This is a genomic window from Pseudoalteromonas sp. L21 (assembly GCF_021728035.1).
Lineage (GTDB): Bacteria > Pseudomonadota > Gammaproteobacteria > Enterobacterales > Alteromonadaceae > Pseudoalteromonas > Pseudoalteromonas arabiensis.
The window spans coordinates 170,758-186,524 of sequence record NZ_JAKKCV010000007.1 but is presented as its reverse complement, the minus strand read 5'-3'; the positions used below and the strand labels follow the sequence as shown (position 1 = coordinate 186,524).

11 protein-coding genes and 1 rRNA gene are annotated in these 15,767 nt (G+C 41.3%); 6 read left to right on the top strand and 6 right to left on the bottom strand.

The genetic code is table 11. From position 1 onward, the window contains the following. Positions 1 to 4: 4 nt before the first annotated feature. A 5S ribosomal RNA gene (gene rrf, locus L3V41_RS18220) occupies positions 5 to 119 on the top strand. 531 nt (positions 120 to 650) lie between these two features. Here the strand turns inward: rrf and L3V41_RS18215 are convergent. The 5 genes from L3V41_RS18215 to L3V41_RS18195 all read right to left on the bottom strand — a co-directional run bounded on the left by L3V41_RS18215 (position 651) and on the right by L3V41_RS18195 (position 6,181). Next, positions 651 to 1,355: a hypothetical protein gene (locus L3V41_RS18215; protein WP_062567060.1), complete on the bottom strand. Its 705-nt coding sequence runs from the start codon at positions 1,353 to 1,355 to the stop codon at positions 651 to 653. 93 nt (positions 1,356 to 1,448) lie between these two features. Next, complete coding sequence (locus L3V41_RS18210) at positions 1,449 to 2,726, bottom strand: LysM peptidoglycan-binding domain-containing protein (RefSeq protein ID WP_193988059.1); 1,278 nt, start codon at positions 2,724 to 2,726, stop codon at positions 1,449 to 1,451. Positions 2,727 to 2,844: 118 nt separating this feature from the next. Further along, on the bottom strand, positions 2,845 to 3,384 hold the full coding sequence (locus L3V41_RS18205) for a hypothetical protein (protein ID WP_237128252.1): 540 nt from the start codon (positions 3,382 to 3,384) through the stop codon (positions 2,845 to 2,847). A gap of 85 nt (positions 3,385 to 3,469) precedes the next feature. Continuing rightward, positions 3,470 to 4,774 (bottom strand): ATP-binding protein, encoded by a 1,305-nt coding sequence (locus L3V41_RS18200; RefSeq protein ID WP_237128251.1) that lies wholly within the window; start codon positions 4,772 to 4,774, stop codon positions 3,470 to 3,472. A 3-nt stretch (positions 4,775 to 4,777) separates the two neighbouring features. Beyond that, positions 4,778 to 6,181: a sigma-54 dependent transcriptional regulator gene (locus tag L3V41_RS18195; RefSeq protein ID WP_237114639.1), complete on the bottom strand. Its 1,404-nt coding sequence runs from the start codon at positions 6,179 to 6,181 to the stop codon at positions 4,778 to 4,780. A gap of 230 nt (positions 6,182 to 6,411) precedes the next feature. Here L3V41_RS18195 and L3V41_RS18190 point away from each other — a divergent pair, with 230 nt between their 5' ends. From L3V41_RS18190 to L3V41_RS18175, 4 genes are all read left to right on the top strand, one after another. Beyond that, on the top strand, positions 6,412 to 7,665 hold the full coding sequence (locus tag L3V41_RS18190) for an efflux RND transporter periplasmic adaptor subunit (RefSeq protein WP_062567064.1): 1,254 nt from the start codon (positions 6,412 to 6,414) through the stop codon (positions 7,663 to 7,665). Positions 7,666 to 7,676: 11 nt separating this feature from the next. Further along, positions 7,677 to 8,378, top strand: a complete 702-nt coding sequence (locus tag L3V41_RS18185; RefSeq protein WP_237128250.1) for an ABC transporter ATP-binding protein — start codon at positions 7,677 to 7,679, stop codon at positions 8,376 to 8,378. Position 8,379: 1 nt separating this feature from the next. Continuing rightward, entirely contained in the window at positions 8,380 to 10,776 is a 2,397-nt protein-coding gene (locus L3V41_RS18180) for an ABC transporter permease (RefSeq protein WP_237128249.1), read from the top strand. An 85-nt stretch (positions 10,777 to 10,861) separates the two neighbouring features. Further along, on the top strand, positions 10,862 to 13,276 hold the full coding sequence (locus L3V41_RS18175) for an ABC transporter permease (RefSeq protein ID WP_237128248.1): 2,415 nt from the start codon (positions 10,862 to 10,864) through the stop codon (positions 13,274 to 13,276). Between the two features lie 114 nt (positions 13,277 to 13,390). Here the strand turns inward: L3V41_RS18175 and L3V41_RS18170 are convergent, their stop codons facing one another. Then, entirely contained in the window at positions 13,391 to 14,254 is an 864-nt protein-coding gene (locus L3V41_RS18170; RefSeq protein WP_062567088.1) for a LytTR family DNA-binding domain-containing protein, read from the bottom strand. 181 nt (positions 14,255 to 14,435) lie between these two features. Between L3V41_RS18170 and L3V41_RS18165 the strand changes: the two genes are divergently transcribed. Next, positions 14,436 to 15,716 (top strand): acyltransferase, encoded by a 1,281-nt coding sequence (locus L3V41_RS18165; protein WP_237128247.1) that lies wholly within the window; start codon positions 14,436 to 14,438, stop codon positions 15,714 to 15,716. The last annotated feature ends 51 nt before the right edge of the window (positions 15,717 to 15,767 follow it).

The following is a 15,767-nucleotide window of genomic DNA, read 5'->3' as shown; positions in this document are numbered from 1 at the left end:
TACGCTTGGTGACAATAGCGTTTTGGACCCACCTGACCCCATGCCGAACTCAGTAGTGAAACGAAACAGCGCCGATGATAGTGTGGCATTTGCCATGTGAAAGTAGGACATCGCCAGGCTCCTAATTAGAGAAACCCGATTCGAAAGAGTCGGGTTTTTTGTTGCCTGTAGAAAAATAAAACACCCAACCAAGACCCTACTACTTCTATCCTTGTAGGCATAGTGCGGCATTCGCCATGTGAAAGTAGGACATCCTACTGCATAGCGCACCATGGCTCCTAATTAGAGAAACCCGATTCGAAAGAGTCGGGTTTTTTGTTGCCTGTAGAAAAATAAAACACCCAACCAAGACCCTACTACTTCTATCCTTGTAGGCATAGTGCGGCACTCGCCATGTGAAAGTAGGACATCTTACTGCGTAGCGCACCATGGCTCCAATTAGAGAAACCCGTTGCAGTAATGCAACGGGTTTTTTCGTGTGTGGTCGCGCTTTTACATCGCGCGCTACCCGTGAATAGACACCCCATGACGCGGGATAAACCCGCAGCTACGCGACAAGGCCGAGCCAACACAATGAGAGTGTGGCATTTGCCATGTGCAAGCAGGACATCCAAGCCCAGAAAATATCACGGCGTTTAAATTGAGTGCAACTATCTTGCTATATCACACTGCTCTATTTCTTTTACATCTCCGCGACCATCGCTTAAGTAGCATTGTTCTAACAACGAGCAATAGCAGATCTCGGTTTTGATATTCATGCGTTGCTTATTCACCTTGTCCCACTGAGTTGTATTGAAACCTGTTTTCTTAAAACCAAAAAGATTAAGTTCAGCGCCTGAGGCTAATAATCGGTTATTACTAACGCCGGTGTATAACCAACCGAATGTTTCAAAGAAATTGATGTCAGTTGACTCTTTTTGCAGTTCATTTAACTGTGCTTCATAAGCATAAATATCAAAGCAGCAGTCTTTTATTAATTTGAATACATTGCTATACGATTTTTCATCATGGAAGAATTTAACGTATTTAATAATGGCTGGGCCTGAGCCTGAATTTTTAATGTAAAAAGTGATTTCTTGCGAATTTTTTTCCTCATCAAAATTCCCTGTCATAACTTCGAGCCATGGCCATGTTGCGGCTTTTACTTGCCGCTCTGCGGCGTTGGCTTGTAAGTAAGTGGCATAAAAGGAGGCTGCTGAAATTATAATAGCGCACAATGCGAGAAAAAGGTTTAGCCGTTCGTTGGTTAACCAAGCTTCGGGCTTATTTATGTTGCTTGGTTGTGCACACAGGTTTGTGGATACTATATCTGAGTCATTATTTGATTTAATGATATCCTGCTTTTGATTGTCCATAGTCTTGTATTTGTTGTTTTTTATAGACTATAAAACATGCAGATTAAATTGCATACAAAAAGAAACAGGGAGTATTTCTCCCTGTTTGAGTTATTAGCTGTTTGAAATAAATACGGTGAGCTTTTCACCCACTCTTAAGCTATCTCTTGAAAGGTTATTCCATTGTTTAAGCTTAGTGATACTGACCTTGTATTGTTTAGCTATCTTCCAAAGACTGTCGCCAGGTTTCACCTTATACTCGATTTGTTGATCAGCTAATTGCGGTAATAAAAGCTTTTGGCCTATACGAATCGTATTTGTTTTTAAGTTATTAAAAGCTTTGAGCTGGCTAACGGTTACTTTATAGTTCTTTGCGATCACACTTAAGCTATCACCGCGTTTAACTGTGTAATGTTGCCACTGGCTATAATCATTGCTCTTTTGATTAGTTAATAGACTTTGATAATGTGCTTGCTGCTCTTTTGGGACCACAATATGCGGCGCATCAATTACAGCAGGGTAACGGATAACACCATGGTTTAGCTCTTCAAGCTCTTGCCATTTCGCTTTATCTGCCAAGATCACGGCACCAGTCACAGGTAAGGTTGCAATAGCCTGCTCATTCTTAATCGCAGGGAATATCATTTTTTGATGCTTTAATAATTGTGCTGCGGCCAGTAGCTTAGGCACGTAGTGTTTAGTTTGCGATGGCAGCTTTAAACTAAAGAAGTCCGTCGACTTACCTTGTTTTTTATTACGAGCAATAGCTTGTAGCACCCGTCCTTCACCAATATTGTACGCAGCAATAGCGTGATACCAATCGCCATCAAAGCGTTTATAAAGGTATTCCATAAAATCGAGGGCTGCACGTGTGCTGTCAATTACATCTTGGCGACCATCATACCAAGGGGTAATTTTTACTTTGAAATATTTAGCAAGAGAGGGTGTTAACTGCCACAAACCTGAAGCATGTTTATGTGAATAGGCACTGGCATCAAAATCACTCTCTATAAGTGGCATCAGGGCGAGTTCTATTGGCAAGTCACGGTTTTCTACTTCTGTGACGATATGATACAAATACGGCGCTGCACGGCGGCTTATTTCTTCCATGTAGTTTGGGTGAGTAAGGTACCAAGCGATGCGTTTTTGCACATCAGGGTGGCTTGAATCGCTAAATTGCAGTTGAATGCGAATACGCTGCCATACGTCATCAAGTTCACTTGGTTTTAGCGGTGTCACCGCGTCGGCTTGTGCTGTTTTAGCTTCAGCAACCACAGTACCTGGGTTGGCTTTGATGGCGGGCTTCTTTTCGGGAAGAGACTCAGGGGCAGTCTGACAGCCTGTTAAAATAATAGAAACAACAACAAGGCCTAAAAATCGATTGAAAAACACGTATTAAAATACTCCGTTAACTTAGGTGCGGGTAAACTAAAGCGCCTAAGCTTAACATAGGGTGAGCTAAAAATGACCATTAGATTAACAACTCCCTAACTCACTCACCCAATTGAAATTAAAACGAAATACTAACTTGTAACCCTGCGTAGCCATGGTTTTGTGCTTCCCAATAGCGGCTGTCTATTTCTCGGGCTCTGGCATAGATCTCTATTCTGAATGGCTTTGAGTCAACGCCCATGCCCACACCAACATAGCCATCAATATTATTGTGGTCATCATCAAAGCGGTCGCTGTAATCATGGTCATCTCGGTCGTCGTAAACAGCAAGCTCAATTAAATCTAAGCCCACTTCGCCATAGGCAAAAAAGTCACTGAAATAGCCAAATTTTATGCCTGTGTCTAAGGTTAGAAATGTTTCCCGATCACCTTTTTTAGTGAACACTTCAGCTGAGCCTAGTGCCGTTGTAAATGCTGCGCCGAAATTGCTGCGGTTAACTTTAGTCATAAATTCGATGCCTGCCGAGGTGATTGAATCAGTACTATTATGCTCTGATTTAACAAACAAATTCATATCTGGGCTGTCATAAATACCAGCAAAGCTTGTAGCAGGAATGAAGATTAATGAAGAAAAGAGTGCTAAGGCGAGATACTTCATATTGGTTAATCCATTAAACGTTAATGGGTAGATGATACCAAACAGCGCCTTAGCAAATTGTAAGTAAGTGTTCTAACGATGTAAGTTAACCGAACACACAGCGAAAGCAGGCTCCTTGTTGGCGTTTGATATATACCAAATCGCCGCCATGATTAAGCATGATCTGGCGTGATAAGCTTAAGCCTATTCCTGAGCCTTGTTGCTTGGTAGTAAAAAATGGCACAAAAATCATCTCGATCACATGATCGCTGATACCTGTACCATTGTCGCTGACCTCTAAATACAGTTGCTGATTAGTATTTTGTGCAATGCTTACCTCAATGCACTTTGCTGACTCTGAATTATTTAACTGCTTTAGTACATCAAGGGCATTTTTCAGCAGGTTTATCATCACTTGCTCAACTTGGCCTCTATCTATCATTACTAACTGTTGGCTTTGCACCGATAAACTCAAAGTAATATTAAGTTGTTTAGCCTGTTGTGAGTGAAGTGCTACAACTTGTTTGGCAAGATCTGCCAAAATATGTGGCTGTAAGTGTGGGGCAGGTAAGCTACTAACCTTTTTAAATTGCGCTATAAACTCCCCTAAATGCTCGGTTCGTGATGCCAGTGTTGTTAAGGCAAGTTGCAGGTCTTGTTTATCTTCCTGATCATCAAAACAAAGCTCATTTGGCAGCAGCGCCGTACAAGTTTGTGCTAATGAAGAGAGTGGTGTAATCGAATTAGCAATTTCATGGGTTAGTACTTTGGTGAGGCGTTTATATGCTTGTTGTTCTTTTAATTGCAGCTGATCATGAATAGATTGCAAACTGATCACTTTACGAACTTTACCTTGGATTTCGGCAATACTGATCTGCACAGATAGCGTATCGTGCTGCTCACCATTTTGCCATGGCACGGTATTACGGCTACTTTGTTTAGCGCCTTGGACTAGGTTTGCTATTACACCTAAATCATCGATGTGCTTTACAGATTGCCCAAGTAAACGACTGACCGCTGGATTGCTTTCAATAATATTGCCTTGATCATCACATACTAATACCGCTAAATCGATATGAATTAATAACGCTTGTAAGAACTGGGCTTGTTGCTCTGCATTAAAACGCGCAGCCTGAATTTGTTGTTTAACCTGCTCAAATTGCTGCTGCATAGGATGTTTATCGCCAAAGCCTAATGTGCTGTCTCCATTTGCTAAAGCGCGAATCACCCTATCTGCACGCCTTGTTTGGCGTTTAAATAAATTAAAAATTTGTGCAGCACATGTCACATTTAAAATAACTAAAAGTACCGAAATTGCTGAAAATCCGCTTTGGTCTATTTGCCAAAACAAAGCAATTGATAAACCTATTAATGCAGCTAATAGGCTGGCTAAGCTAATGAAATTTCCCATCGATTAAAGTCCGTATTTTTCTAAACGTCGATACATGGCTCCGCGTGTTAGACCGAGTGCTTTAGCTGCGTGACTCACGTTCCCTTGAAAATGCTTTAAAGCTGCACGAACGGTTCTCTGTTCGATGATTTCAAGATCAAAAGTGTCATAGTCAGCGGCGTTTGTAGAAAGCTCATTTGTGCTAACAGCGGTACTTGGTGAGCTTATCACTGAGCTTATATCGAGCTCTGAACCTTCTGAGAGGATGACTGCTCGCTCAATTGCATGGGCAAGTTCACGGACATTGCCTGGCCAATGATACTGACTTAAACGTGTCATATCAGATGCTGCAATCGAGAGCTCACGTTTGTATTTATGTGCAAAGTGCTGCAAGTAGTAGTTACACAGTAATGGAATGTCTTCACTGCGCTCACGCAGAGCTGGCAAACGGATCTCTACGGTATTAACACGGTACAGTAAGTCTTGCCTAAATTTACCTTCAGTCACTGCTTGTTCGAGGTTTTCATTGGTTGCACAGATCAAACGAATATCAATATCGATGACTTTTGAGCCACCAACCGGTGTTATTTGCCTGTTTTGTAGTGCCGCAAGTAGTTTAACTTGTTGGTTAAGCGGTAAATTACCTAGCTCGTCTAAAAATAAACTACCACCATGGGCCAGCTCAAATCGGCCAATGCGATCTTCTTTCGCGCCAGTAAACGCCCCTTTTTTATGGCCAAATAGTTCGCTTTCAAACAGGCTTTCGGCTAATGAGCCCATGTCTAGGCTTATGAAGGGTTGGCTTTGGCGCTGGCTTGCATTGTGGATTGCATGTGCGGTGAGTTCTTTACCTGTGCCACTTTCGCCACTAATCAATATGTTGGCATCTGTGTTGGCTGCTTTGTCGATAACCGAAAAAACCTGCTGCATGGCATCACTTTGGCCTAAAAACTCAAATGGTTGATTGCCGATTGACTGCTGCAAGGCCTGCTTTTGTTTTGTGAGCTTACCAACTTGCTGCTTGTCTTTAGCGTGTGAAAATGCCGCCGCTACAGCACCGAGTAATTGCTCATTCTGCCAAGGCTTGGCAATAAAGTCGGAGGCACCAGCCTTAATTGCTTCGACAGCTAGCTGAATATCGCTGTAGGCCGTCATTAGTAACACTGCAATATTAGTATCTTGGCTCATTATTTTTTTAAGCCAGTAGAATCCTTCTTTGCCACTAATTGAATCTTGCGTGAAGTTCATATCAAGTAATACAACATCAATAGCCTGATCAGCCTCATGCTGTGCGCTAATGATAGCTTCTATATCAAAGGGGTTATCTGTGGTTTTTACAACCTGATAATGTTGTTTTAGAAGTAATCGTGCGGCGATAAGTACGTCAGGGTTATCATCGACGATAAGAATTGATCCTGCTTGTTTCATAGCTGTTTATTATTATTCCTTTTTAAGAACACTAAGATTAATTGAAAAGAAGAACAGTGTCCATTTATGGACGATATATGATTTTTAAAGTGTTCTATAAGTGGACACTTGATTATATATACCCCCATTAATTTTTATCTAAGTTGCTGTAAATTAATAAAAATAAAAGTTGGCACAAGAGTTGTTATATCTATAGATAATTAGCACCTAGATAACTTAAAGGCGTCAACATGGATAAGAAAATTACACGCTCAAATAACAAAGCACTTTTCAAGAAATCATTCATTGCAGCGGGATGTTTAGCTGTTGCGGCTGCAGCTTATGGTTTCACGCAAACTGAGCAAACAGGTCGTAGTCAGCAAGTAACCGCGACAAGCTTAACGATTAGCACAGTACAACAAGGTGAATTTGTTGATGCTTTAAGTCTTCGTGGTCAGGTTATGCCTCGCACTACTATTTACCTCGACACCATTGCCGGAGGCCAAGTTGAAGAGCGACTTGTTGAGCAAGGTGAGTTTGTTAAAAAAGGCCAACCCCTTGTGCGTTTAAGCAATACCAATTTGCAGCTTGATGTAATGAGCCGTGAAGCACAGGTGACTGAGCAGCTTAACTTTTTACGTAACACGCAAATGAATATGGAAACCAGCCGTTTAAACTTACGCCGTGATTTGCTTGAAATAGACCTTAAAATTACGCATTTATCGCGTCGCTTAAAACAGACTCAGCCGCTAGTGAAAACGGGTGTGTTAGCACAAGAGCAATTATCTGAAATTAAAGAAGACTTAGCGTATTACAAAGCGCGTAAAGAGCTAACCCTTGAGCGTCAAAAGCAAGAAAACAGCATTCGTGAAGTTCAGGTAGCTCAGTTAAAAGACAGTGCCGACATGCTAGAGAAAAACTTACAGTTTGCGCGTAAGAACCTTGAAAACTTACTCGTAACAGCACCTGCCGATGGTTATTTAAGTGAGCTTGACGTTGAAATTGGTGAATCAAAAGGTCGTGGTGCTCGCCTAGGGCAGATTGATATTCCTAATGAATACAAGCTAGTTGTGCGATTAGATGAGTTTTATCTAAGCCAAGTTCAAACAGGTATGCCAGTGCTTATTGAACATGAGCAAGGCGAAATTGCGGCAACAGTTAGCAAAATTGATAGCCGTGTTCAGCAATCACAGTTTCAGGTTGAGGTCGAATTACCTAATGACACGAGCAACATAAAACGCGGGCAAAGTATTGATGTGCAGCTGATGTTAGGTGATAGCAAAGGCACTGCTTTGTTACTTGAACGCGGCGCATTTTTTAACAGCTCGGGTGGTAATTGGGTTTATGTCATGGAAAAAGATGGCAATCGTGCAGTACGAAAAGACATTCGTCTTGGCAAAAAGAATCAAAACTATTACGAAGTGTTAAGTGGCCTAAGCGCCGGAGATCGCGTGATCACCTCTAGCTACAGCAACTTTGATAAAGCACAACAACTACAATTTTAAGGATAATAACAATGATTAAATTAACTAACTTATCACGCGTATTTCGTACTCAAGATGTTGAAACAACAGCGCTTAATAACATTAACTTACATGTAAACGAAGGCGAGTTTCTTGCCATTATGGGGCCATCTGGCTGTGGTAAATCAACATTACTCTCTATTTTAGGTATGTTGGATTCGCCATCAGCAGGCAGTTTTGAGTTTTTAGGTGAAGACATCGCAGGGTTTGGTGAAAAGCAATTAGCAACACTTAGAAAATCGTCGATTGGTTTTGTTTTCCAAAGCTTTAACTTAATTGATGAATTAACAGTATTTGAAAACGTTGAGCTGCCATTACAGTATCAAAATATCTCAAAGAGTGAACGTAAACAGCGAGTAGACGCAATCTTAAAACGTGTTGCAATCGACCATAGAGCAGATCACTTACCGCAACAGTTATCGGGTGGTCAGCAGCAACGTGTAGCAGTAGCCAGAGCTCTCGTGATTAATCCAAAACTAATCTTAGCGGATGAGCCTACGGGTAACCTTGATTCAAAAAATGGTGATGAAGTCATGGCGATGCTACGTGAGCTAAATCGCGAAGGTACCACGGTAATTGTGGTTACTCACTCAGAAAAAGAAGGCAATTATGCTGACCGTTTAGTGCGCTTACTTGATGGCCAAGTGATGGTTGATAAGGCTAACCGTGTTCAACAAACAGCAGAGGTGGCATAACATGATTTTAAGTTATTTGATCACCGCGCTGCGTGCGTTTAAAAACCAAAAGCAGCACTTTATTTTAAATGTTCTGGGTTTAAGTGTGGGCTTAGCTGCGGCAATTCTAGTTGCTTTGTTTGCAAAAAATGAGCTTTCGTACGATAGCCAACAGCCTCATGCTGAGCGTGTTTATCGTGTTGGCCAAGACTTCTCAAAACTTGGTTTAGCTGTGGTGCCTATTTTTAATTATGTGCGGTCAAAGCAGGCCGAAGATTACAGCCAAGTTGAAGAAGTATTTGGGTTAACTATGGTCGAGCTGACTCGTGAAGCCATGGTTGATGTGAGTTACCGCAACCAAGGCTATAAGTTAAATGCCTTGTATGGTGCTACAGCAAATATTGAAAACTTTATTGCTATGGAGACGATTGCAGGTGACTTAACAACAGCAATGAGTACACCAGATAGCCTAGCTTTAAGTGAGTCAGAAGCACTGCGCATTTTTGGTCGCACCAATGTGATTGGTGAAACACTAACGCAGGAACAAGGACAGTACATAGTGCGTGCCGTGTTTGCAGACTTAAAAGACAACACTCACTTTGCCTTTAAAAACCTTGTTTATGTTAAGCATGATCCAAGCAAAATAGACATCAACAGTAGTTATGTTTATATGCGTGTAGCAGAGGGCACCGATACAGATGCATTAGCTAAAACCTTAACAGAGCGCTTTTTTAGCAATTCGATGCTGGAGCAAGTTAGTTTAGAGCTGCATCCATTACTTGATTTGCACCTAACGGCTAAATCACCGTTTGAGATGAAAGCGGGTGGTGCTAAACAAGTGGTGATGATCTGTGTTGGTTTAAGTGTGTTACTTATTCTTATTGCAGGTTTTAACTTCATTAATATGACCGTCGCTCAATCGACTAAACGTGCAAAAGAAGTGGGAGTGCGTAAAGCGCTTGGCGCAAGTAAAGGCCAGTTAGTAACGCAGTTTTTATCTGAATCTGTGCTGGTATCAATGCTTTCAATGGTAATTGCATGTGCTTTAGTGGAGCTATTTTTACCAAGCTTTAACCAACTAGTAGACCGCGAATTGGTCGTGAATTACGCCTCTGAATTTGGCATTGCAATTATTGTGGTCGCAATTGCTGTGGGTATATTAGCTGGGCTTTATCCTGCATTTTTTATTTCGTCATTCAGTGCTAAACGCGTTTTAAGTGGCGACCTACAACGTGGTAATACTGCAATATGGGTTCGTAAGAGCTTACTAACCTTACAGGCTTCGTTAGCAATAGGTTTAATCATTGCCTCTGTTACCTTGTTAAAGCAATTAACTTACTTACAAAGTTTACCTTTAGGCTATGAAACAACACAAAGATTGGTTATTTCAGAGCTACCTGTCGGCGAAGTATTCACAAAAGAAAAAAATGCGCTAGTTAACCGTATTAGCGCAATTCAAGGCGTACAGCAAACAACAGTCATTGATACCCGTTTAACCGTTTCAATTAATAATACGCTTATGCCAACGTGGCCAAATGGTGAAGCCTCTGGCAGCTTAACGCCTGTTGTAGGCGCAGGCTACGATGTTGTAAAAACGCTAGGATTAAAACTGGTTGCTGGCCGTGACTTTAGTCGTGAATTTGCCGGTGACTGGGCAAGCCGTGAAAATGGAGTAACAAGTACTGGCACTATTGTGACTGAGTCTGTCGCAAGACAAGCGGGTTACACTAATATGAGTGACATTATCGGTAAGGTCATTAAAGACTCAGGTCGCGGCATAGATATGCGTGTTGTGGGTGTGGTTGAAGATGTAAAAGTAGGTAATGTTAAAGATGCCAACTCTAATATTATGTTCTTGTGTGGTTTTAACTTCTTATCGCCTGTATCAGAGTTAATCTTAACCATTGATCAGCAAAACTTACCATATATTAAAGCTCAGATCGCTGAAGTATTAGCAAGCTCAGCCAATATCTATGAGCCAAAAATTAACTTACTCGCAGACAACTACAAAACCCTGTTAAAAGGTGATGAGCGAATTTCGAATGTCGTTTTAATCTTTACCGCTCTTGCCGTGTTCTTAACTTGCTTAGGTACCTTTGGTTTGGCTTCGTTTGCAACAGTGCGTCGTCAAAAAGAAGTGGCTGTTCGAAAAGTGCTAGGCGCATCACGCATCAGTATTGTTAATATCATTGCAAAAGAGTTCCTAGTGCTGGTGGTGCTCAGTATTGCTATTGCGTATCCAGTGACTTACTTGTTAGTTGGTGATTGGTTAGCAAACTTTAATGACCGCATTGAACAAGCTATGTGGGTATATGGCGCTGCGGCACTTTTGGTCGCACTCTTTACTTGGCTGACTGTCGCAACCCTTGCCTTCAAGGCGGCCAGCACCCGTCCATCATTAATCCTTCGTTATGAATAAATTGAGTTTTTAGTCAAGACTATGCTCTATCGGCGTAGCTGATGGGGCATTTTTAGGTAGAGCAGGTAAGGTCTAAAGGTAAAACATGTTAGTATCACACATTACCACGGCGTTTAGGGTATTTAAGCGGCATAAGCTGTACGCGCTTTTGAATGTCTTTGGGTTAAGCATAGGTCTTGCTGGGGCGCTGTTAGTGGCGTTATTTGCAGAGTACGAATTGTCGTTTGATAAAATGCAGCCCGATCATCAGCAAGTATATCGTTTACATGTTGATGTAAATGTACCAGGCTTAGAAGAGATCCCATTAACGGTTGTAAGCATTGCGCAAACAGTGTCTTCACGAAGCGATGTAAGCGATTTATTGGTGTTGGCAGATGTGGTTGATAGCGATTTGCTTTCCGCTCATATTAATGTTGCAGGGCAAGCATTTAAGCTGCGTAATTTATATGGTACATCGGCTAATATTCGCGATTTTATTCATTTAGAGGTGATGCTTGGCAACCTAGAACAAGTACTCTCTGTGCCCAATCAAATAGCTCTGAGTAACAGTGAAGCCACAAGGCTGTTTGGTAGCGCCAATAAAGCGTTTAGACAAACGTTATTGATGGGCGAGCAAAGTGTTACTGTGGGTGCTGTTTTTGATGATTTACCCGATAACAGTCACTTTTTGTTCCATGCTTTAGTGTCTGTTGATTTCACCGAACATAACGATATATCGAGTTATGTTTATCTAAAAACTCAGCAAGGAGCTGATTTAAAAGACATAGAAAAGCTGTTAGCTAGTCGTCTTATCGAAAAATATCAGTTAAAGAATAGCCAACTTGAGTATCGTTTAGTGCCGATGCGAGAGGTGTACTTTAAAGCCCATTCGCCCTTTGAATTTAAACCAGGCGGATCGGCTTTTTTAGTGAACTTGAGCTTGGTGCTAAGTGTCTTACTACTCGCCATTGCTGCAGCCAATTACATTAATATTGCGGTATCGCAATTGCTTTATCGCAGCAAAGAAATTGCCATGCGCAAAACCTTGGGGGCGAGTAAGCGACAATTAATACTGCAATTTTTGTTAGAAGCCTTGCTAATGGTGATCCTTGCTACGTTGTTAGCGTTGTGTTGGGTTGAGATGTTATTACCAAGTTTTAGTGGCTTTGCGAATCGACCATTGCAGCTTATTTGGGACTGGTCACAATTGCTAGCTGTATTGGGCGTGGTGTTTTTATTGGCTTTTATATCTGGTGCTTATCCGGCTTTTTGTGTCGTACGCGCACCGCTAAAAAGTTTACTTGCAGGGCAATTGCAAACAGGTCAAGCGGTGCGTAAAGGCCTTTTAGTATTTCAAGCAGCCATGGCAATGGCCTTATTTGTTTGTACTATAGTGAGCTTACAACAGTTAACGTTCTTGCAAAACTTGTCGCTTGGTTATGATGCGACAGATCGCATTGTGATACATGATTTAAGCAGTAAGCAATTGATGGGAAAAGAACACGCGATACTTAATGAGATCCGAGCGCTGCCAGGTGTCATGCAAGTGACCACTACAGACACAGATTTAACCGACAGTATTCTTGAAAGCTTTTATTTCCGTTGGCCCAATGGTTACGAAGAAAGCGAACTGCCACCGACCATAGGCACAGGTTTCCATGCCGTTGAAACCTTGGGTCTGACACTACTTGCAGGCCGAGATTTTTCACCACAGTTTCAGAGCGATTGGCTGCACTCTACCGATGAGCATACTGAGGCGCAGCAGGGTGAAGGTAACCTTCAAGCAATGGCTATTTTGGTGACCGAACAAATGGCAAAGCGTGCTGGCTACGATAATGTGGATGAGGTGGTGGGTTTGCAAGTTCAGGGGCTTTATCGCAATATTAATGCAACCATTGTCGGTGTGGTAAAAGACATTAAAGTCGGTTCGGCGAAAGATGATTGGCTGCCTGTGTCATTTTCAGCAGGGTATAGCTCGCAATCAACCGTTCGATTGGTGGTAAGCACCGAACAAGTAAACTTTTCTCAGTTATTTAATCAGTTACGCCAGCTTTTAAAGCAGTTTAATTTAACCGCCGATCCGCAATTTAGCTTGATGCAGCAAGACTTAGCCAAGGTTTATCGCGTCGAGCATGATTTGTTTGTGCTCATTCGAAACTTCTCTGTGCTGGCCATGTTTTTAAGTTGCTTAGGTTTATTTGGACTTGCTGCGTTTGCAGCGAAACGTCAGCAAAAGCAATTAGCCATTCGAAAAGTATTGGGTGCAACCCGTTTAAGTTTAGTTAATCTACTTGCCCGTGAGTTTTTAATCATAGTATTCGCAGCGGCGGCAATTGCTTTGCCTCTAGCTTATTGGCTAATGGATGACTGGTTGCAAGGTTTTAACGACCGTATTGAGCAAGCCGTGTGGGTATATGGCGCTGCGGCACTTTTGGTCGCACTCTTTACTTGGCTGACTGTCGCAACCCTTGCCTTCAAGGCGGCCAGCACCCGTCCATCATTAATCCTTCGTTATGAGTAACGCTTGACTCAAGATCCACTCCAAGCCTAGCAATACAGCTGGGCTTTTTTACAACTCAAAATAGCGACCAAGTACAGCAAATACTTTATGTAGATGAACTTCATCTAGAGTGAGCTAAAAATGAGCCGCAGACGAATTAACCTGTTTTTTAAATTGCTCTTTGTAACGACGTGATAAGTTAAGTATTTTACCCGTTATAAGTTTCACTTCACTATCACCGCTTGGTAATGGCGTGATAGATTCAATCGCATCGAGTCTAATAGCATAAGAGCGGTGAATACGACAAAAACCTTTTGGTTCTAACCGAGATATAAGATGGGTCATGGTTGTACGTAGCGGATAAATACGTGTGCCAATATGTAGGTTTACGTAATTGCCGCTAGATTCAAGCCAGTCAATTTGCTCTGTACAGATGATGAATTCTTTACCCAGTTTTTTAACCAGTAATCGGTCGAAATTTAAATCCTGTTGGGCGTTTTCTTCATGATTGATTGGCGTGGCTTCGCCGGTTAATTGGCTAATAATGTATTGATACGTTTTGATAATGACAATTAAAGATAAAAACCCCCATAAGTCTTTACGGTATTCATAAAGTAACTCAAACCACAGCAACCCGAAGTCATACTGCATGTCTTGAATTGTGTAAATGAACTCACGGATAGCGACCATGATCCCGATATGTAATAAGGAAAAAATAATGCTTGCGAATAAATAAGTGAGCAATGAGCGAGCGATCTTTTGCCAATTAAAGGGGTGGGCTTGCAATAACCAAACTAAAGCAGGAAATAATAGTAAGGTGCCGATAGCGCTTGAATATTCCCAGACAAAGGGCTCCCAAAGCAAAAAGGACAGTTCACCATCGCGTTGGGCTTCCATGATATCTGAGCTGGCATTAATAGTGTTATTTATAAAAATATAACTAAATAAAAATAATGTCGCATACCAAGTTCGATTACGTTGAAAATGCATTAAGGTGATCATTATTATTGTTACTCTTTGAAGACCGTAATTAGATTAACAAGATAGTGATAAATCACCAAACATACCATCCCTGATATCCACCGTTTATCCCTACTGATTGTTTTATCGACCTTTTTTGATAGCTTAACGCTGCATGTTGTTCATAGTTGTTATTAATTTGTCGTAACCATAATAAATTATGAAACTTAAAATAATAATTAAAAACACAGCGCGCACGTTATTACAGCCATGGCAAAATGCGTTCAATCAAGCCGTTGAGTTACCACCGCGTCGTTATGATTTAGATTGGCTAAGAGTACTTGCCTTTGGCTTATTAATTTTTTACCACACTGGTATGTTATACACTCAAAATTGGGGCTTTCACTTTAAAAGTCAGTATTTATCCAGCAATATAGAAAACATCATGCTCTTATTGTCGCCTTGGCGGATGGGGTTAATCTGGTTTATCTCAGGTACTGCACTGAGGTTCATAATTGCGCGCGCTAGCTTAGGTGGTTTTTTAATATCACGCAGTGTCAGAATATTACTGCCATTATTAATTGGAGTTTGGTTTATTGTGCCAGTTCAGCTATATGCGCAAATGAGCCAAGAGACCGGTTTAGCGATAAGTTACTGGCAGTTTTACTTGCAGTTTTTTGATTTAACAAGCCCTTTATTTGAACATTATCAAGCAGGTATTTGGCCTCATGTTGATGTAAACCATCTTTGGTACTTACGCTCGTTATGGCAATTTACCTTATTGCTCGTGTTTGCTCTGCCACTGCTTCATCACCATTATGTTCAAACAGTGATTACACGTCTATGTGAACAGTCGTTATTAATTATTTTTATCGTATTGCTATTGCCGCTTTGTATTTTAAAGTTGAGCTGGCCGAGCGATACATTTCGATACCCCATGGGTGTTTTATTTTTACTTTATGGTTACTTACTTGCGTGGCACTCAGTATTTTATAGTCGGCTACTTCTTCATTGGAGGGCATTATGCGTGGTATTTATTGTAGGTTACCTGATTGTAGTGGCGGGCTATAACATGATTTGGCAAAACTCAGCTGCCAGTCAGTGGCAAATTACGGGCATGGATATGTTGTATACCGCGCAACGATTAGTTGGTGTGTTAATGATGCTGGCACTAGCACAACGTTTTTTAAATCACGATCACCCTAAATTGGCTTTATTGAACTCAGCGGTATTTCCTTTTTATCTCTTACATCAAAGTGTGATTATTGGCCTTGCCTTTTATTTATCGAAGCTGCAATTAGGTGGTTTCATGGAGTCACTACTTATACTAAGTCTCACTTTTATTCTTTGTTGGCTAGTGTTTATAGGTGCGCGTCGCGTCGATTTATTAAGTCCATTTTTAGGGATTAAAGTCACAGGTAAATATAAAGCATGGCAAGTAAAAGTAGGTTTTGGTTGTGGACTAATCCTAGTAAGCCCATTGATTATCAGGTTAATCTAAACAACTATACCATTGGTATAAAATATACGTAGCGGGCTCGTGTAGTATGTG

Bases quoted from the DNA above. Each gene is read 5' to 3' on its own strand.
- L3V41_RS18215 (WP_062567060.1), bottom strand. From the start codon at position 1,355: ATGGACAATCAAAAGCAGGATATCATTAAATCAAATAATGACTCAGAT.
- L3V41_RS18205 (WP_237128252.1), bottom strand. From the start codon at position 3,384: ATGAAGTATCTCGCCTTAGCACTCTTTTCTTCATTAATCTTCATTCCT.
- L3V41_RS18200 (WP_237128251.1), bottom strand. From the start codon at position 4,774: ATGGGAAATTTCATTAGCTTAGCCAGCCTATTAGCTGCATTAATAGGT.
- L3V41_RS18195 (WP_237114639.1), bottom strand. From the start codon at position 6,181: ATGAAACAAGCAGGATCAATTCTTATCGTCGATGATAACCCTGACGTA.
- L3V41_RS18190 (WP_062567064.1), top strand. From the start codon at position 6,412: ATGGATAAGAAAATTACACGCTCAAATAACAAAGCACTTTTCAAGAAA.
- L3V41_RS18185 (WP_237128250.1), top strand. From the start codon at position 7,677: ATGATTAAATTAACTAACTTATCACGCGTATTTCGTACTCAAGATGTT.
- L3V41_RS18180 (WP_237128249.1), top strand. From the start codon at position 8,380: ATGATTTTAAGTTATTTGATCACCGCGCTGCGTGCGTTTAAAAACCAA.
- L3V41_RS18175 (WP_237128248.1), top strand. From the start codon at position 10,862: ATGTTAGTATCACACATTACCACGGCGTTTAGGGTATTTAAGCGGCAT.
- L3V41_RS18165 (WP_237128247.1), top strand. From the start codon at position 14,436: ATGAAACTTAAAATAATAATTAAAAACACAGCGCGCACGTTATTACAG.